This window comes from Clostridium sp. K13 (genome assembly GCF_019734195.1).
GTDB lineage: Bacteria > Bacillota > Clostridia > Clostridiales > Clostridiaceae > Clostridium.
In genome coordinates, this window is sequence record NZ_JAASHM010000002.1 from 74,148 (window position 1) to 92,453 (window position 18,306).

The window sequence follows — 18,306 nt, forward strand, 5'->3', positions numbered from 1 at the left end:
ACAAAAATCAATAGTCAATAGAAAAATAAAATTAATTTATATATGGGGGTTAAAAATGAACACTAAATATGTTTTTGTAACAGGTGGAGTTGTATCAGGATTAGGAAAAGGAATAACAGCAGCATCGTTAGGAAGATTATTAAAAAATAGAGGATTAAAAGTTTCTATACAAAAATTTGATCCATACTTAAATGTAGATCCAGGGACAATGAGTCCATATCAACATGGAGAAGTTTTTGTAACTGATGATGGAGCAGAAACAGATTTAGATTTAGGACATTACGAAAGATTTATCGATGAAAATTTAACTAAAAATAGTAATATTACATCTGGTAAAGTTTATTGGTCTGTTATCTCTAAGGAGAGAAGGGGAGAATATCTAGGAGGAACAGTTCAAGTTATACCTCATATTACTAATGCAATAAAAGAAAGAGTTCATAGAGTAGCCAAAGAAACAGATGTTGATGTTGTAATTACTGAAATAGGAGGAACTGTTGGTGATATTGAATCACTACCATTTCTTGAAGCTATAAGACAAATAAAATATGATGTTGGTAGAGAAAATGTATGTTTTATACATGTTACATTATTACCTTTCTTAGGAAAATCAGGTGAATTAAAAACTAAACCTACCCAACATTCTGTTAAGGAGTTAAGAAGTATTGGTATTCAACCAGATATTATAGTTTGTAGATCAGAAAGAGAAATATCAGATGATTTAAAATCTAAAATAGGATTATTCTGCAATATAGAAGGTAAATGCGTAATACAAAATTTAGATGCAGATCATTTATATGAAGTACCATTAATGCTTCATCAGGAAGGATTAGATAGATTAGTAGTAGAAAAATTAGAATTAGGTTGTAGAGATATTGATAACACAGAATGGATTGATATGGTTTCTAGATTAAAGAATTTAGAAGGTAGTGTTAAAATAGCTTTAGTAGGAAAATATGTTGAATTACATGATGCTTATATATCTGTAGTTGAAGCATTAAGTCATGGTGGACTAGCTAATGGAACAAATGTAGAAATAAAATGGGTAAATGCAATGGATGTAACATCGGAAAATGCACATGAAATGTTAAGTGATGTTAATGGAATATTAGTACCTGGTGGATTTGGTGATAGAGGTGTTGAAGGTAAAATAGAGGCTATTAAATATGCAAGAGAAAATAAGGTGCCTTTCTTAGGGATTTGTTTAGGTATGCAAACAGCAGTAATTGAATTTGCAAGAAATTCATTAGGATATGAAGATGCTAATAGTTCTGAAATTAATCCAGATACAGCATATCCAGTAATAGATCTTATGCCAGAACAAAAGGATGTTGAAGATTTAGGTGGAACAATGAGATTAGGATTATATCCATGTAAATTAGATAAAACTTCAAAAGCATATGAATGTTACTCAGATGAACTTATATATGAAAGACATAGACATAGATATGAATTTAATAATGAATATAGAAGACAAATAACTGAAGCTGGAATGAAAATTACAGGTACAAGCCCTGATGGAAGATTAGTTGAAATCGTAGAAGTTGAAGATCATCCATGGTTTGTAGCAGCACAATTCCATCCAGAGTTAAAATCAAGACCAAATAATCCACATCCATTATTTAAACATTTTATTAAGGCAACAATTAGAGAAAAATAAAAAATGTGAAGGCTTTCGTCTTCACATTTTTTTATATGTTATAAAATTATTGATATTGGATAAGCTTATAATATAATTTTCTATTGAATTTTAAAGTTTATTAGTTCATAATTATATATAAATTTAAGTATATACTATTAATGCATATTTTATTTTAGTAATATTATATTTCATTTCAAATATATCAAACCTTAGGTTTAATCTATTATTATCCCAAATTAAGAAAAACTATTGGAGGTGTCAATTTGACCAGAGAGACATACGCTGAGATGACTTTAGTTGATTTAAAAAATAAAGCTAAAGAACTTGGAATAAAAAACATAAGTAAAATGAAAAAAAATGAAATAATTGATGAATTAGTAAAGGTTACGCCTAATACTATAGAGAAGAATGGAGTAATCTTAAGGGAGAAAATAGCTCCAAAAGCAAAAGAACAAGTAAATGTTACTAATAATTATTCTAATAATCATGAAAATAGAGACAATTACTCTATGACAGAGGAAGAGAAAGAAGAGAAAGAAGAGAAAAAAGAAAGACTAAAGGTTATGATAAATGAATCAGGTTCTTCTAAAGGGGTATTAGAGGTTCAAGAAAATAATAATTTTGGATTCTTAAGATGCAATAATTATTTAACTGGAGAAAATGATATATATGTATCACCATCACAAATAAGAAGATTTAATTTAAGAACAGGTGATGAGGTTCAAGGTAAGGTTAGAGAAGCTAAGGATGGAGAAAAGTTCAAGGCGTTATTATTTGTAGAAAAAGTAAATGGTGATAATCCGGAAAAGGCTATAGGAAGAAAGAATTTTGAAACGTTAACTCCTATATATCCTAATGAAAGATTACATCTAGAAACTAGTAATGAAAAAGATTTATCATCTAGATTAATGGATATTATTTGTCCTATAGGAAAAGGACAGAGAGGAATTATCGTTGCACCACCAAAAGCTGGTAAAACAACTTTACTAAAAAAGGTTGCACAAAATATTACTAAAAACCATCCTGATGTTAAGCTTATAGTTCTATTAATAGATGAAAGACCAGAAGAAGTTACTGATATGAAAAGATCTATAAATGGAGATGTTATTTATTCAACATTTGATGAAGAGCCACAAAACCATGCAAAGGTAGCTCAAATGGTATTAGAAAGAGCTAAGAGAATGGTAGAGCAAGGGAAAGATGTTGTTATATTATTAGATAGTATAACTAGATTATCTAGAGCATATAACTTAACAATAACTCCTACAGGTAGAACTTTATCGGGGGGATTAGATCCTGGTGCTTTAATAATGCCAAAAAAGTTTTTTGGAGCAGCAAGAAATATAGAAGAAGGCGGAAGCTTAACAATTCTTGCAACTGCATTAGTTGAAACTGGATCAAGAATGGATGATATGATTTTTGAAGAGTTTAAGGGAACTGGTAACATGGAAGTTCATTTAGATAGAAGACTTCAAGAAAGAAGAATATTCCCTGCAATTGATATTTATAAATCTGGAACTAGAAAAGAAGATTTATTATTATCAGAAGAAGAAAAAGAAGTAGCCTTTGCTATTAGAAAGGTCATGTATAGAGATGGTAATATTGAAAATATTACAGAGAATTTAATAAATATGTTATCTAAAACTAAAAATAATAAGGAATTCATTCAAGTTTTTCCGAAAAATGATACATTTAAAAAGTAAAATTAATATTTAAAGAGGCGTACTTTTAATAAGATTTAATCAAAAAATTTTAGAGTATTTTTGATTAAATTCATATTAAAGAAAGTAGCCTCTTTCTATTTAAAATTCTATAAAAGAAAAAATGAGAAAGAATATAATTCTTTCTCATAAATTCTAACTTAATCTTATTTGTTAAGACCGAACTTCTTATTGAACTTGTCAACTCTACCGCCGATATCAACGATTTTTTGCTTACCAGTGAAGAATGGGTGGCATTTAGCACATATATCAACTTTTAACTCTTCTTTAACTGAACCAGTTGTGAAAGTGTTTCCACATGCGCACTTAACCACAGCATCGTGATGGTATTCTGGATGTATGCCTTGTTTCATTTGATTCACCTCTTTCAAAAATACATTCATTGAATTAATCAATGACCAAAAAAATTATAACATACGCAATAAATACAGTCAATATAACAAGGAAATAAAAACATCTTTATTAAGTATATATTAAAATGCTATAATCGAAATAGACCAAAATTAGAAGGAGAGACGTTATGAGTAAATTATATTTTAGATATGGTGCAATGAATTCAGGAAAATCAACAAATCTTATGCAGGTTGCACATAATTATGAAGAACGTGGAATGAAGGTTTTATTAATTAAGCCATCTACAGATAAAAAGGGTGGAGATAAGCTAGTATCTAGATTAGGTGTTGAACGTAAGGTTGATTTATTAATTAATGACGAGCAAAATGTATATGAAGAAGTTAAACAATGGCAAGAAGTTAAATATAAAATAGATTGTATATTGGTAGATGAAGTACAATTCTTAAAATCACACCAAATAGATGAGCTTTTTGAAATAGCTGTTTGTTTAGATATACCTGTAATTTGTTATGGTCTTAGAACAGACTTTAGAATGCAAGGTTTTGAGGGAAGCACAAGATTATTATTATTAGCTCATAGTATAGAAGAATTAAAAACTATATGTAAATGTGGAAGAAAGGCAGTTTTAAATGGAAGAAAAATAAATGGTAAATTTGTTTTTGAAGGCCAACAGGTTGCTATAGATAATGTAGACAATGTAGAATATGAATCTTTATGTGGACATTGTTATTTTAAATTTAAAAATGAAAAATAAAGTGAAAGAGTGATGATATGAGAAAATGTGATGTTGGGGGTCAAGCCATAATTGAGGGAGTTATGATGCGTGGATCTAAAGGATTAGCAACTGCAGTAAGAACTCCAAGTGGAAAAATAGAAGTTAAAGTAAAAAAGACAAAACCAATAACAAAGAAGTATAAGTTTTTAAATATTCCTATTATTAGAGGAGCTGCTATACTAGTAGATTCATTAATAGTTGGAATTAAAACATTAAATTATTCAGCTAGTTTTTTTGAAGAAGATGAGGAAGAATCAAAATTTGATATTTGGCTTAAAAAGAAATTAGGTGATAAGGGTGCTAATGATTTACTTGTTACAATAACAATGATGATATCACTTTTAGTTGCTGCAGGATTATTTCTAGGTATACCTACTGCTATTGCATCAGTATTTAAGAATGTTGGATTATCTCCAGTAGTATTAAATTTAATAGAAGCAGCTATAAGAATCGCAATATTAATATCGTATATGTACTTAATTAGTAAGTTAGATGATATATATAGGGTATTTCAATATCATGGAGCAGAACATAAAACTATATTTTGTTATGAGGCTGAAGAAAAATTAACAGTTGAGAATGTAAGAAAATTTGGAAGATTACATCCAAGATGTGGAACAAATTTCTTGTTTTTAACTATGTTTGTTAGTATTGCTTTATTTACTTTAACTGGTTGGGGTGGATTTTGGCAAAGACTTATATTAAGAATAGTATTAATGCCAATAGTAGCTGGAATTACTTATGAATTAATAAAATGGCTTGGAAGGACTGAAAGTAAATTGGGAAAAGTTATTGCATATCCAGGTTTAAAGTTACAAGAGCTAACTACTAAAGAACCTGATGATGAACAATTAGAGGTTGCTATAAAATCTTTAATGGCAGCAGAAGGAATTGAATATAAGAAGACTATTGGGGAATTATTAATAGATGGAAATAAAATATTAAAAGAAGCTGATATAGAAACTTATATTTTAGATACTCAATTATTATTAGGAAAAGTTCTTGGAAAAGATAAACTTTACTTAATTATGAATAAAGAAGAGGAAGTTAGTAAGTTTAAAGAAAGAGAATTTTATAGATTAATAAATAAAAGAAAAGAAAAAATGCCTATTAAATATATATTGAAAATCGCTGAATTTATGGGGTTAGATTTTCATGTTGAAGAAGGTGTGCTTATTCCAAGAGGTGATACAGAAATATTAGTAGAAGAAACTCTTAAAATTATAGACAATGATAAAGAGTATAATATTTGTGATTTATGTTGTGGAAGTGGAGCAATAGGTATATCTATAGCACATTTAAGAGAAAATACTAAGGTAGATTTAATTGATTACTATGATGTTCCAGAAAAGGTAACTAAGAGAAACATAACAAAGCACCATTTAGCTTCTAGAGCAACATTTATAAAAAGTGATTTATTAAATGAAGTTATAAATCAAGAAAAGAAGTATGATGTATTAGTTTCTAATCCACCATATATAAAGGAAGAAGTTATAGATACCTTAATGGATGATGTAAAAAAATATGAACCTCATACAGCTTTAAGTGGTGGAGATGATGGACTTTATTTTTATAAAAAAATAGTTGATGATAGTGATAAGATATTAAAAGAAAATGGTGTATTAGCCTTTGAGATTGGTCATGATCAAGGAAAAGAGGTTAGTGATTTAATGATTGAAAAGGGCTATAAAAATGTAAGAGTTGTTAAGGACTTAGCAGGACACGATAGAGTAGTCGTTGGAGAACTTTAGAAATATAGTGCGAAGGAAAATAAAAATTAAGGGCCTAGCGGCCAAGTTAAATTTGTTAATATAGCTTACGCTCATTAACCATAGGTAAGGGTTTGCTAACGCAAACGTTAAAAAGTTAAGGAGGAAATTACTTCGTAATTTCTTTAAATATATATTTTAGAAACTTATTATGAAGTTTCCTCCTTAACTAGCCAAAAGGCTTTTAACGTTGGCGTAGCCAACTTTTACCTTTTTGAACTAGGGAGCGCTGTTCAAAAAACTTAACCAGCTGAAGGCCCTTAACTAAATAAATTGCTTCGCAATTTATTAATATTATGAGTTTGATTTTAGGTTGATAAATATATAGGCATTATGTTATAATATTTCAATATGAAAAAATATAGTACGGAGTGATAGTATGTTATTAGATAAATTAGCATTTACGGAAAATAAATACGAAGAACTATCAGTTAAAATATCTGATCCTTCAATAATGGCTAACCAAAAAGAATGGAGAAAGCTATGTAAGGAGCATGCTGACTTAGAAATAATAGTAACAGCATATAGAGAATATAAAAAGGTAGTTGAAGATTTAGAAGCTAACAAAGAAATGTTAGAAGAAGAAACAGATAAAGAAATGAAAGAAATGTTATCTGAAGAGATTTCAAGTCTTAAAGATCAAGAAGAAGAATTAGAAAAGAAAATTCAAATTTTATTATTACCAAAGGATCCTAATGATGATAAGAACGTATTTGTTGAAATCAGAGGTGGAGCTGGTGGAGATGAAGCAGCATTATTTGCAGCAAATCTTTTCAGAATGTATACAAGATATGCAGAATCACAAAGATGGGCAGTTGAAATGATGAGTTCAAATGAAAATGATCTTGGTGGATTTAAAGAAGTTGTATTCATGATTAAAGGTAATGGAGCTTATTCAAAACTTAAGTACGAAAGTGGAGTACATAGAGTACAAAGAGTACCAGATACAGAAAGTTCAGGTAGAATACATACTTCTACAGCTACTGTTGCAGTTTTACCGGAAGTTGATGATGTTGAAATAGAAATCAATGATAAAGACTTAAGAATTGATGTTTATAGATCTTCAGGTAACGGAGGACAATGCGTTAATACAACAGATTCAGCTGTTAGAATCACACATATACCAACAGGCACAGTTGTTGCATGTCAAGATGAAAAGTCACAGCTTAAGAATAAAGAAAAGGCTATGAAAGTATTAAGAGCTAGACTATTTGAAGTAGCAGAAGCTGAAAGACTTGCAGGAATTGCAGAAGATAGAAAGAGCCAAGTTGGTACAGGGGATAGAAGTGAAAGAATAAGAACTTATAATTATCCTCAAGGAAGAGTAACAGATCATAGAATTGGATTAACATTATATAAATTAGATAGTTTTATGAATGGAGATATTGAAGAGGTTATAAATGCATTAATTACTGCAGACCAAGCAGAAAAAATGCAAGCAATGGGTAACACTGATTCAATATAGTAAGTTTAAAAGCCTTGCATTGTTTAATGTAAGGCTTTTAAAATAGGTGATGATATGAAAATTGATAAGGCTTTAAAGAAACAAAAAAGAAGCAATAAGATATTTATTATTTCTATGTTTTTTTTAGCAATATTCCTTCCAATTATAACTTACTTATCATATGTTAATACTTTTATAATAATAGTATTTTTATTTTTTATAGAGTTTCTTATTTTTATAGCCATTATGGGAAAAATAAATAGTTGTACATTAAAATTTGTTTGTGGTAATAATAGATTAAAGTTTAGTACAGGATTATTTTTACCATATATATATATTCAATGTGATAAAGTAGCAATTGTACATACTAACAAAAATAATGAAAATATGGAAATTATAATTGTTACAAAGGGAAAGATTAAAAATAAAAAAATGAAGCCTATAAATAAAGGATTTTTAAAAACATATAAAGAAGTTGCGGATGAATATATAAGGTTAAAAAGAATAAATTCAAATTCAATTTATTATTTTAAAGTTATTAAAAATGGTGAATTGAATAAGTATATATTATTAGATAGCATATATAGAAATTGTGTCAATGCTACATATACAACATCAGCTATAGAAAATATAAAGATAGCAAGGGGACAAAAAGAAATTTAAGGAAAGAAGGTAAGTCCTTATGGAAACTAAGGTTGCTATAATTAAAGATATTAATAAAGATATTAAATTTATAGAAGAGGCTGCTAGGGTAATAAAAAGTGGTGGAATTGTAGCCTTTCCAACAGAAACGGTATATGGGTTAGGTGCAAATGCTTTAGAGGAAGAGGCTGTAAAGAAAATATTTATAGCTAAAGGCAGACCACAAGATAATCCGTTAATTGTACATGTTTGTTCTAAGGATATTTCTAATTTAGTAAAAAAAGTTCCAAAAGTTGCTCAAGAATTAATTAATAAATTTTGGCCAGGTCCATTAACTATAATTTTAGAAAAAAAAGATATTATACCAAATATGACTAGTGCTGATCTTGATACAATAGGAATACGAATGCCAAATTCAGAAATTGCACTTAAGCTTATAGAGCTTTCAGATAGACCAATTGCTGCACCATCTGCTAATATATCAGGAAGACCAAGTCCAACTGAAGTAGAAAGATGTATAGATGATTTAGATGGAAGAGTTGATTATATAATCGGTGGAGAAAGTAGTGATATTGGAGTTGAATCTACTATAATTGATTGTACGGTTAATCCACCACTTATATTAAGACCGGGCGGAATAACATTAGAAATGCTTAGGGAAATAGATTCTAATATTGATATAGATAAAGCTTTAAAGTCAAAACCAAGTGCTGATTTAAAGCCAAAGGCACCAGGGATGAAGTATAGGCATTATGCTCCAAAAGCGCATTTGAAAATAATTAGAGGTAAAAATGAAAAAACTATTGAAATTATTAGAGAAATGTTAGAAAATTATATAGAAAAAAATAGCGAGGTGGCTGTATTAACTACAGATGAAAATTTAAATAGATTTGATAAAGGTAATATAATATCTTTAGGAAGTGAAAAAGATTTAAATCAAATTGCTAAAAACCTTTTTGAAGCTTTAAGAAAATGTGATGACTTAGGTGTACAATATATTTTATGTCAGGGCTTTGAAGAAAAAGGCGTTGGAGTTGCAATAATGAATAGATTAAGTAAAGCTGCTGGATATGATATTATAGATGTGTAAATAAGGAGGATGGGGGAACCTATTCTTCTTTTTTTATAAATATGAAATTACAATAAATAATTATTGTATATTAAATAATAGAAAGGTTGATTTTTATGAAGATTGCGTTAGGTTGTGACCACGGTGGATTAAATTTAAAAGATGAGATTGCTAAGTATTTACAAGGGCAAAATATTGAATTTAAAGATTTTGGAACTTATACTGAAGAATCATGTGATTATGCTGATATAGCTTTGCCTGTTGCTGAAGCTGTAGTAGCTAAAGAATTTGATTTTGGTATATTAATTTGTGGTACAGGAATTGGTATAGGAATAGCAGCAAATAAGGTTCCAGGAATAAGAGCAGCACTTTGCTCAGATACATTTAGTGCACATGCAACTAGAGAACATAATGATGCTAACATACTAACTATGGGAGAAAGAGTTGTTGGTAAAGGATTAGCTATAGATATAGTTAAGGCATTCTTAGGAGCAGAGTTTGAAGGCGATAGACACGCAAGAAGAATTAATAAAATAACTGAAATTGAAAAAAAATATTCTAAATAATATATTAAGGTTTTATTGGGAGGAACAAGAGTATGAGTAAAGTAACAGAAATGAAACATCCTTTAATATCACATAAGTTAGCATACATAAGAAGTAAAGATACAGGTTCAAAATATTTTAGAGAGTTAGTAGAAGAAGTATCTATGCTAATGGCATACGAAGTAACTAGGGACTTAGAAACTGAAGAAGTTGAAGTAGAAACTCCAATATGCACAACTAAATGTCAAATGTTAGCTGGTAAAAAGATGGCTATAGTACCAATATTAAGAGCTGGACTTGGAATGGTAGATGGAATATTAAACTTAATTCCAGCAGCTAAGGTTGGACATATAGGATTATATAGAGATGAAGAAACTCTTCAACCAGTAGAATATTTCTGTAAACTTCCACAAGATATAGCAGAAAGAGATGTAATTGTAGTTGATCCAATGTTAGCGACTGGTGGATCAGCAGCTGATGCAATAACTTTATTAAAACAAAGAGGAGCTAAAAAAATAAGATTAATGTGTTTAATTTCTTCTCCAGAAGGAATTAAATTAGTTCAAGAGCAACATCCAGATGTAGATATATATGTTGCTTCTATAGATGAAAAATTAAATGAAAAAGGATATATTGTACCAGGTCTTGGAGATGCTGGAGATAGACTTTTCGGAACTAAATAATAAAAAGCGAAGACCTCGGTCTTCGCTTTTTAAATAAATTGTGAAGCAATTTATAGTTAAGGGCCTTCGGCCAGGTAAGTTTTTTTAACGGCGCTTCGCTAGTTCAAAAAGGTAAAAGGTGACTACGCCAACGGTAAAAGCCTTTCGGCTCTTAACTTTTATTTTCCTTCGCAATTTATTTCAATTGTATTATAATTGACACAATAGTAGTGTATTATAAAAATAATATTATAGTAGGGAGGCTGAATATTTTGGGAAAAAGAGAAGGATATTTATCTTGGGATGATTATTTTATGTCTGTAGCATTATTATCAGGAAAGAGAAGTAAGGACCCAAGTACGCAGGTTGGAGCATGTATAGTAAACAAGAATAACATAATTGAAAGTATAGGTTATAATGGGCTTCCAAAGGGATGTTCAGATGATGAATTTCCATGGGATAAGGAAGGAGACACTTTAAATACAAAGTACCCATTTGTAGTTCATGCGGAATTAAATTCAATTTTAAATGCTAAAGGAAAAGATTTATCTGGATGTAAAATATATGTTGCACTTTTTCCTTGTAATGAATGTGCAAAAGCAATTATACAATCTGGAATAAGTGAGGTTATATATTTAAGTGATAAATATGCGGATACAGATTCCGTAAAAGCATCGAAGCTTATGTTTAAATGTGCTGACGTGAAATTAAAACAGTTAGAACCAACTCATGGAAAAATAGAATTATCATTAGATGTTAATGATATTTAAGTTTTATATTTGATAAAAGAATAACATTAGGATATGGAAAATGCATAAATTAATTTTAAAATAAGATATATTTTATTTAATATACATATATATTTAGTGTCATATGAAAAGCTATAAGTATAAATAAAAACAAAATAAGGTAAAAAATAAAAAAATATAACAAAAGGTAAAATATTTTTAAAATTAGTTGATATTGGAAAAAGTAGAGTGGTATAATAATAGTGTTAATTGTTTAACAATTTAAACAATTAACACTATTATGAGTTTATTGGGAAAGTAATGGGAGGAATTTTTATGAGAGAAGTAGTAATAGTTAGTGCAGTAAGAACTGCAATAGGTTCATTTGGAGGAGCATTAAAGGATGTTCCAGCAGCAGAATTAGGGTCAATAGTAATTAAAGAAGCTGTAAATAGAGCTGGAATTAAACCAGAGTTAGTTGAAGAAGTAGTTATGGGAAATGTTATTCAAGCAGGACAAGGACAAAATGTAGCTAGACAATCAGCTGTAAAAGCTGGATTACCAGTAGAAGTTCCTGCAATGACAATAAATAAGGTTTGTGGATCAGGTTTAAGATGTGTTGCTTTAGCAGCTCAAATGATTAAAGCAGGTGACTGTGATGTAGTTGTTGCTGGAGGTATGGAAAATATGTCAGCTGCACCATATACTATTCCAGGAACTAGATGGGGCCAAAGAATGGGCGATGGAAAAGTTGTTGATACAATGATAAAGGATGCTTTATGGGATGCATTTAATGATTATCATATGGGTGTTACAGCTGAAAACATAGCAAAAGAATGGAATTTAACAAGAGAAATGCAAGATGAGTTTGCATTAAGTTCTCAATTAAAAGCAGAAAGAGCAATTAAAGAAGGTAAATTTGTAGATGAAATAGTACCAGTGGTTATTCCTCAAAGAAAAGGAGAACCAAAAGTATTTGATCAAGATGAATTCCCAAGATTCGGAGCGACTATTGAAGGAATGGCTAAGTTAAGACCTGCATTTATTAAAGATGGTACTGTAACTGCAGCTAATGCATCAGGAATTAATGATGGAGCAGCAGCATTTGTAGTTATGAGTGCAGAAAAAGCAGAGCAATTAGGATTAAAGCCAATGGCTAAGATACTTTCTTATGGAAGTAAGGGATTAGAACCATCAATAATGGGATATGGACCTTTCCATGCAACAAAAAAAGCATTAGAAGTAGCTGGATTAACAGTTGAAGATATGGATTTAATAGAGGCAAATGAAGCATTTGCAGCTCAAAGTTTAGCCGTAGCTAAAGATTTAAACTTTGATATGGAAAAAGTTAATGTAAATGGTGGAGCTATTGCACTTGGACATCCAGTAGGTGCTTCAGGAGCTAGAATATTAGTTACATTACTTCATGAAATGGAAAAGAGAGATGCTAAAAAAGGATTAGCTACTTTATGTATTGGTGGAGGAATGGGAACAGCTTTAGTTGTTGAAAGAGTTTAATTTTCTTTAATAAAGAAAACAAAAACTATAGAAAAAAGGAGCTTTTTAGAGGCTCCTTTTATAATTTAACTCTATATAGGAAATTCTTATGATAACTATTAAAATAAAAAATAATAAATTTGAAAAAAATAATGAATAAAGTGTAAAAAAATTATTCAAAAATAGTAAAAAAAATATACAATATATTGGCAATAATGCTTTCAAAGTGATAAAAAAAGCTCTAAAAATCTAAAAAATAATAATATAATTTAAAAAAAATGACATAATAAAATTCTGAAACGTTATCAAAAAAAATAATGCAAAGAAGAGTGAATATTATGAAAATTTAAATAAATGCAAGAATAAAAAGAAAATTGCAAAAAAAAACTAAAAGTCGCAAAAATGGGATTTTGGTTGAGTATTTCAGCAATATTATCTAAAAACGAGCGATTTTAACGATAAATTGTAAAAAATAACTAAAAACTGAGTTTTTATTAATTTCAAAGTAGGTATATAATTAGCTACTGTCAATAGGGATAGCGAGATACTAACAAATTAATAGTATTCCTATATAAGAGCTCTTTTATACATAAAATACATATCAAACTATAGAGATAGTTAGTTTTTATATAGGAATAAGGTAAAATCACTATGTCCCAAATAAGTTATTTACTAGGAGAATAAAATGGCTAAAGATTTAAATGAAATAGTAAAATCTGTAGCAAAAAATGATTTAATAATAGGAATTATTTTAGTTTTAATATTAGTATTATTAGGGCAATATAATATTGGAGTTATATTGTTAATTGGATTAATAGTTTCAATGATAAACTTTATTATTTCTGCTATTATTACTAATAAATTTATGAGTAAACCTAAAAAAAATAAAGCATTTTTGTTTCCACTAAGTTATTTAATAAGAATAATAAGTGTAGTTTCTATAGCAGTAGTTTTTTCTAATAAGATAAGCAATTTATTAGCTTTTCTAATAGGATTTTTTATACATTATATAATACTAGTAATAACTACTATAAAAGTACAGAAGGGAAGTGAATAGATGGAACCATCAAAAGCGATATTTTCTTTTTACTTAGGTAATATAGCAATTGATATAAAACCAGAAGCAATAGTGCAATTAGTTATTGTTTTGTTAATCTTAGCATTAGCATGGTGGTCTACAAGAAATATGCAAATAAGGCCTACTAAAAAACAAACTATAGTTGAATGGATTTACAATATGCTAAATAATGTTGTAACAAGTAATGTTGGAGAAAGCTTTTTAGATATAGTTCCGTTTGTAGGAGCATTAGGTGTATTCATTGTAGTAATGAATTTAACTGGATTAGTAGGAATATCACCTCCAACCAAAAGCTTTAGCGTTACATTAACCTTAGCATTAATATCTTTTGTTATGGTGCAAGGGTATGCAATAAAAAGAAATGGTATTGGGGGGTATTTTAAAGGATATTTAGAACCAGTATCATTTATATTACCTATTACGATATTAGAAAGAGTAATGTTACCAGTGTCATTATCTTTAAGACTTTTTGGTAATATGTTAGCAGCTACTTTTATAGTAGAACTTGTTTATGAAAGTTTAGAAAAAGTAGCATGGTTTGCACAACTGATTATACCGATTCCGTTACATTTATATTTCGATATATTTGATGGTGGAATTCAAGCAGTAATTTTTATAATGTTAACAATGATAAATATAAAAATAGTATCTGAGCATAATTAAGAGGAGGAAATTAAAATGAATGAAGTAGGAATGAGAGCATTAGGAGCAGCTATTGCAGTATTAGTAGGATTAGGAGCAGGTATTGGTATTGGGAATGCTACAGGAAAAGCAGTTGAGGGTGTAGCTAGAAATCCAGAAGCATCAGGAAAGATTACAACAACATTAGTTATAGGTTCTGCTTTTGCAGAAGCAACAGCTATTTATGGATTATTAGTATCAATCTTATTAATATTTGTTGGAGTAGCATAATATTTTAATAACTCCAGAAGGGGGTAGAAAAAGTAATGGAATTTAATCTAGGTGTTATATTAGCAACTGTAGTAAATTTTTTAATTCTATTATTTGGATTAAAATATTTCTTTTTTGAAAAAGTTAAGTTAATAGTTGAAGCACGAGAACATGAAATAATGAACAAATTAGATAGTGCGGATGAAGAGCTTGAAAAAGCTAGAACTCTTGCTATTAATAATGAAAGAGAATTAAAAAGAGCTAGAGAAGAAGGTAAGGCTATTACAGAAAGACATAAGAAAAAGGCTGAAAAAGTATATGATGAAATTGTTGAAGAAGCAAAATCAGAAGCAAGTTTAATTATAGAAAGAGCTAAGATTGAAATAGAAAGAGAAAAAGAAAAAGCTGAGTATTCATTAAAGAAAGAAGCTATAGATTTAGCTTTAGACCTTTCTAGAAAAGTAATAGAAAAAAATATTGATGAAGAAAAAAATAGACAACTAATAGATGAGTTTATTTCTGAGGTGGGTAATTAAATATGTATGAATATTTAGACCGAAGATATGCACTGGCACTATATGAGGTGGCAGAACAAAAGGGAAAAGTTGATGAGTACCTAGGTGATTTAAGAGAAATTTGTGAATTAATTGAAAATAATAAAGATTTTTTTGAAGTAATAAAGCACCCACAAATAGGTACAAAACAAAAGAAAAAAACTTTTATTAATATATTTAAAGGTAAAATAGATGAAGAACTTTTATCATTTTTATTAATATTAATAGAGAAGGATAGAATTTTATTCTTAAAAGAAAAATTAAAGGAAATGGAGAAAATCCATTTAGAAAGATTAAATGTAATACAAGGAATTGTAAAAACAACAGTACCATTAGAAGAATATGAGTATAATTCTTTAGTAGAGAAGCTTGAAAAGAAATATAATAAAGAAGTTATATTAAAAAAGGAAGTTGATCCGGAAATTTTAGGCGGAATTTATGTAAGAATAGGTAATGATGTCATAGATGGTACTGTAAAAACAAGATTAGATGATTTAAGAAAGCTAATGCTTACTACGGAATAGAGGTGATTGCATGAATATAAAACCAGAAGAAATAACATCTATCATTAAAAAAGAAATACAAAGATATGAAAATCAAATTCAAACCTCAGATTCTGGAACAATAATTCAAATTGGTGATGGAATAGCTAGAGTATACGGATTAGACGATTGTATGCAAGGTGAGCTTTTAGAGTTCCCAAATGGAGTATTTGGGATGGCTTTAAATTTAGAGCAAGATAATGTTGGATGTGTTTTATTAGGTTCTGAAGAAGGAATAAAAGAAGGCGATATAGTTAAGAGAACTAATAGAATAGTTGAAGTTCCTGTTGGTGAAGGACTTTTAGGTAGAGTTGTAAACTCTCTTGGTGAAGAAATTGATGGAAAAGGACCTATAAATTATTCAGGAAGTAGACCTATAGAAGTACCAGCACCAAGTATAATCGATAGGTCTTCAGTTAATGAACCTTTACAAACAGGTATTAAAGCAATAGATGCTATGGTTCCAATTGGAAAAGGCCAAAGAGAACTTATCATTGGAGATAGACAAACTGGTAAGACAGCTATTGCAATAGATACAATATTAAACCAAAAAGGTAAAGATGTTATATGCGTATATGTAGCTATTGGACAAAAACAATCAACAGTTGCACATATAGTAAATACATTAGAAGAAATGGGGGCTTTAGATTATTCAATAGTTGTTGCTGGAACAGCATCAGAAAGTGCTCCACTTCAATATTTAGCACCATATGCAGGATGTAGTATGGGCGAATACTTCATGCATAAGGGAAAAGATGTTCTTATAATATATGATGATTTATCTAAGCATGCAGTAGCGTATAGAACAATGTCACTATTACTTAGAAGACCACCAGGAAGAGAAGCGTATCCAGGAGATGTATTCTATATACATTCAAGACTTTTAGAAAGAGCTGCAAAGCTATCTAAAGAAAATGGAGGTGGGTCATTAACAGCACTTCCAATTATAGAAACATTGGCTGGAGACGTAACAGCATATATCCCAACGAATGTAATATCAATTACAGATGGGCAAATATTCTTAGAAACTGATTTGTTCAATTCAGGTCAAAGACCAGCGGTAAATGCAGGTATTTCAGTATCAAGAGTTGGTGGTAATGCTCAGATTAAGGCTATGAAGCAAGTTTCAGGAACATTAAGATTAGAGCTTGCACAATATACAGAACTTGCAGCGTTCTCTCAATTTGGATCTGATTTAGATTCTGATTCTAAGAGAAGATTAGAAAAAGGAAAGAGAATAATAGAAATATTAAAGCAAGATCAATACAAACCAATGGATGTTGAAAAGCAAATAGTTATATTATATGCAACTGTAAATGACTTTTTATCAGATATAAAGGTTAAAGACATTAGAAAATTTGAAGAAGAGTTCTTAGAATATATGGATACTCATCAAAGAGATATATTAAAGCAAATAATTGTTGAAAAGCAATTAAGCAAGGAATTAAAAGAAAACATTGAAAAATGTATAGTTGAATTTAAAAAAGAATTTTTAAAAGATGCATAGCTTTATATAGCTATGCAATTCTTTAGGAGGTAAAACAGTGGGCGCAGCGGGACTTATAGAAATAAAAAGAAGAATAAAGTCAGTTGAAAGTACTAGAAAAATAACTAAAGCTATGGGACTTGTTGCCACTTCTAAACTCAGAAAGGCAAGAAAGGAACTTGTAGCTAACGAACAATATAATAATTTATGTAGAGAAGTTATTAAAGAAGTTGTCTCTAGTATGCCAGAAGATTTTGACTCAATTTATTATAAAAGCTTTGAAGGAGATAAACTCTATATTGTATTAACTTCAGACACTGGGTTATGTGCAGGTTATAATAATAATGTGGCTATGTATTTAAACAGTTTAGTTGAAAAGAGTAGCGGAGCAAAAGTTGTAGTTGTAGGTAGTAAAGGAATTTCATATGTTTCTAGATATGGAATAAGTACATATGCTGAATATGTAGATTTGCCAGATATACCTGCTACTAAGGATGTTAATAAAATATATAACGATGCTATATATTTATATGAAAAGGGCGAAGTTTCTGAGGTAAATATAGTATATACAGAGTTTATTTCACCTGTTAAGCAAGAAGTAAAAAGTGTTAAAATATTACCTGTAGATAAAAAGTCTGGTAAAGAAGGACAATATATAATTGAACCCAATGAAGATGCGGTGTTTAAAAATGCAATGGATATGTATTTAAAAAGTCAGCTTAAGTCATGTATGCTTAGCGCAAAAGCTAGCGAACATAGTGCTAGAATGACAGCGATGGATGGAGCTACTGAAAATGCAGATGACATATTACAAAATCTTCATATTAAGTTTAATAGAATTAGACAAGGTATTATAACACAAGAAATTTCAGAAATTGTTGGGGGAGCCGAAGCTCAAAAGTAGCAAGGA

The 18,306-nt window shown here is 29.4% G+C and carries 19 protein-coding genes; 18 read left to right on the plus strand and 1 reads right to left on the minus strand.

Going from position 1 to position 18,306, the window contains the following annotated elements:
• Positions 1 to 55 precede the first annotated feature (55 nt).
• On the plus strand, positions 56 to 1,657 hold the full coding sequence (locus HCG76_RS01850; RefSeq protein WP_221700692.1) for a CTP synthase: 1,602 nt from the start codon (positions 56 to 58) through the stop codon (positions 1,655 to 1,657).
• Between the two features lie 269 nt (positions 1,658 to 1,926).
• Entirely contained in the window at positions 1,927 to 3,342 is a 1,416-nt protein-coding gene (rho, locus tag HCG76_RS01855; RefSeq protein WP_370778868.1) for a transcription termination factor Rho, read from the plus strand.
• 164 nt (positions 3,343 to 3,506) lie between these two features.
• On the opposite strand, the gene rpmE is transcribed toward rho, so the two are convergent.
• On the minus strand, positions 3,507 to 3,713 hold the full coding sequence (gene rpmE / locus HCG76_RS01860) for a 50S ribosomal protein L31 (protein ID WP_005212373.1): 207 nt from the start codon (positions 3,711 to 3,713) through the stop codon (positions 3,507 to 3,509).
• A 167-nt stretch (positions 3,714 to 3,880) separates the two neighbouring features.
• On the opposite strand from rpmE, the gene HCG76_RS01865 reads away from it, so the two are divergent.
• The 16 genes from HCG76_RS01865 to atpG all read left to right on the plus strand — a co-directional run bounded on the left by HCG76_RS01865 (position 3,881) and on the right by atpG (position 18,300).
• Positions 3,881 to 4,468 (plus strand): thymidine kinase, encoded by a 588-nt coding sequence (locus HCG76_RS01865; protein WP_221700690.1) that lies wholly within the window; start codon positions 3,881 to 3,883, stop codon positions 4,466 to 4,468.
• A 17-nt stretch (positions 4,469 to 4,485) separates the two neighbouring features.
• A complete protein-coding gene (gene prmC / locus HCG76_RS01870) occupies positions 4,486 to 6,240 on the plus strand; it encodes a peptide chain release factor N(5)-glutamine methyltransferase (RefSeq protein WP_221700689.1) in 1,755 nt (584 codons plus the stop codon).
• 397 nt (positions 6,241 to 6,637) lie between these two features.
• The gene (prfA, locus tag HCG76_RS01875) at positions 6,638 to 7,723 is read left to right on the plus strand and encodes a peptide chain release factor 1 (RefSeq protein WP_221700688.1); all 1,086 of its coding nucleotides are present in this window, start codon (positions 6,638 to 6,640) and stop codon (positions 7,721 to 7,723) included.
• Between the two features lie 54 nt (positions 7,724 to 7,777).
• Positions 7,778 to 8,365, plus strand: a complete 588-nt coding sequence (locus tag HCG76_RS01880; protein ID WP_221700687.1) for a hypothetical protein — start codon at positions 7,778 to 7,780, stop codon at positions 8,363 to 8,365.
• Positions 8,366 to 8,384: 19 nt separating this feature from the next.
• Positions 8,385 to 9,434, plus strand: coding sequence for an L-threonylcarbamoyladenylate synthase (locus tag HCG76_RS01885; RefSeq protein WP_221700686.1), 1,050 nt, complete (start codon positions 8,385 to 8,387; stop codon positions 9,432 to 9,434).
• Positions 9,435 to 9,529: 95 nt separating this feature from the next.
• Positions 9,530 to 9,979, plus strand: coding sequence for a ribose 5-phosphate isomerase B (gene rpiB, locus HCG76_RS01890; protein WP_221700685.1), 450 nt, complete (start codon positions 9,530 to 9,532; stop codon positions 9,977 to 9,979).
• A 32-nt stretch (positions 9,980 to 10,011) separates the two neighbouring features.
• Entirely contained in the window at positions 10,012 to 10,641 is a 630-nt protein-coding gene (upp, locus tag HCG76_RS01895; RefSeq protein ID WP_195988689.1) for a uracil phosphoribosyltransferase, read from the plus strand.
• 248 nt (positions 10,642 to 10,889) lie between these two features.
• Positions 10,890 to 11,390 carry a deoxycytidylate deaminase gene (locus HCG76_RS01900; RefSeq protein ID WP_221700715.1) on the plus strand — a complete coding sequence of 167 codons (501 nt, stop codon included), beginning with the start codon at positions 10,890 to 10,892 and terminating at the stop codon, positions 11,388 to 11,390.
• A 294-nt stretch (positions 11,391 to 11,684) separates the two neighbouring features.
• The gene (locus HCG76_RS01905) at positions 11,685 to 12,866 is read left to right on the plus strand and encodes an acetyl-CoA C-acetyltransferase (RefSeq protein WP_221700684.1); all 1,182 of its coding nucleotides are present in this window, start codon (positions 11,685 to 11,687) and stop codon (positions 12,864 to 12,866) included.
• 664 nt (positions 12,867 to 13,530) lie between these two features.
• Entirely contained in the window at positions 13,531 to 13,902 is a 372-nt protein-coding gene (locus HCG76_RS01910) for an ATP synthase subunit I (RefSeq protein ID WP_221700683.1), read from the plus strand.
• Positions 13,903 to 14,586, plus strand: coding sequence for a F0F1 ATP synthase subunit A (locus tag HCG76_RS01915; RefSeq protein ID WP_221700682.1), 684 nt, complete (start codon positions 13,903 to 13,905; stop codon positions 14,584 to 14,586).
• Positions 14,587 to 14,601: 15 nt separating this feature from the next.
• Positions 14,602 to 14,835 (plus strand): ATP synthase F0 subunit C, encoded by a 234-nt coding sequence (gene atpE / locus HCG76_RS01920; RefSeq protein ID WP_221700681.1) that lies wholly within the window; start codon positions 14,602 to 14,604, stop codon positions 14,833 to 14,835.
• A 35-nt stretch (positions 14,836 to 14,870) separates the two neighbouring features.
• Positions 14,871 to 15,350 (plus strand): F0F1 ATP synthase subunit B, encoded by a 480-nt coding sequence (locus tag HCG76_RS01925; protein WP_221700680.1) that lies wholly within the window; start codon positions 14,871 to 14,873, stop codon positions 15,348 to 15,350.
• A gap of 2 nt (positions 15,351 to 15,352) precedes the next feature.
• Positions 15,353 to 15,892, plus strand: coding sequence for a F0F1 ATP synthase subunit delta (locus HCG76_RS01930; RefSeq protein WP_221700679.1), 540 nt, complete (start codon positions 15,353 to 15,355; stop codon positions 15,890 to 15,892).
• A gap of 10 nt (positions 15,893 to 15,902) precedes the next feature.
• Positions 15,903 to 17,417: a F0F1 ATP synthase subunit alpha gene (gene atpA / locus HCG76_RS01935; RefSeq protein WP_221700678.1), complete on the plus strand. Its 1,515-nt coding sequence runs from the start codon at positions 15,903 to 15,905 to the stop codon at positions 17,415 to 17,417.
• Between the two features lie 37 nt (positions 17,418 to 17,454).
• A complete protein-coding gene (gene atpG, locus HCG76_RS01940; protein ID WP_221700677.1) occupies positions 17,455 to 18,300 on the plus strand; it encodes an ATP synthase F1 subunit gamma in 846 nt (281 codons plus the stop codon).
• The last annotated feature ends 6 nt before the right edge of the window (positions 18,301 to 18,306 follow it).

Coding starts and splice junctions, on each gene's coding strand:
- HCG76_RS01850 (WP_221700692.1), top strand. CDS start 56: ATGAACACTAAATATGTTTTTGTAACAGGTGGAGTTGTATCAGGATTA.
- rho (WP_370778868.1), top strand. CDS start 1,927: ATGACTTTAGTTGATTTAAAAAATAAAGCTAAAGAACTTGGAATAAAA.
- rpmE (WP_005212373.1), bottom strand. CDS start 3,713: ATGAAACAAGGCATACATCCAGAATACCATCACGATGCTGTGGTTAAG.
- HCG76_RS01865 (WP_221700690.1), top strand. CDS start 3,881: ATGAGTAAATTATATTTTAGATATGGTGCAATGAATTCAGGAAAATCA.
- prmC (WP_221700689.1), top strand. CDS start 4,486: ATGAGAAAATGTGATGTTGGGGGTCAAGCCATAATTGAGGGAGTTATG.
- prfA (WP_221700688.1), top strand. CDS start 6,638: ATGTTATTAGATAAATTAGCATTTACGGAAAATAAATACGAAGAACTA.
- HCG76_RS01880 (WP_221700687.1), top strand. CDS start 7,778: ATGAAAATTGATAAGGCTTTAAAGAAACAAAAAAGAAGCAATAAGATA.
- HCG76_RS01885 (WP_221700686.1), top strand. CDS start 8,385: ATGGAAACTAAGGTTGCTATAATTAAAGATATTAATAAAGATATTAAA.
- rpiB (WP_221700685.1), top strand. CDS start 9,530: ATGAAGATTGCGTTAGGTTGTGACCACGGTGGATTAAATTTAAAAGAT.
- upp (WP_195988689.1), top strand. CDS start 10,012: ATGAGTAAAGTAACAGAAATGAAACATCCTTTAATATCACATAAGTTA.
- HCG76_RS01905 (WP_221700684.1), top strand. CDS start 11,685: ATGAGAGAAGTAGTAATAGTTAGTGCAGTAAGAACTGCAATAGGTTCA.
- HCG76_RS01910 (WP_221700683.1), top strand. CDS start 13,531: ATGGCTAAAGATTTAAATGAAATAGTAAAATCTGTAGCAAAAAATGAT.
- HCG76_RS01915 (WP_221700682.1), top strand. CDS start 13,903: ATGGAACCATCAAAAGCGATATTTTCTTTTTACTTAGGTAATATAGCA.
- atpE (WP_221700681.1), top strand. CDS start 14,602: ATGAATGAAGTAGGAATGAGAGCATTAGGAGCAGCTATTGCAGTATTA.
- HCG76_RS01925 (WP_221700680.1), top strand. CDS start 14,871: ATGGAATTTAATCTAGGTGTTATATTAGCAACTGTAGTAAATTTTTTA.
- HCG76_RS01930 (WP_221700679.1), top strand. CDS start 15,353: ATGTATGAATATTTAGACCGAAGATATGCACTGGCACTATATGAGGTG.
- atpA (WP_221700678.1), top strand. CDS start 15,903: ATGAATATAAAACCAGAAGAAATAACATCTATCATTAAAAAAGAAATA.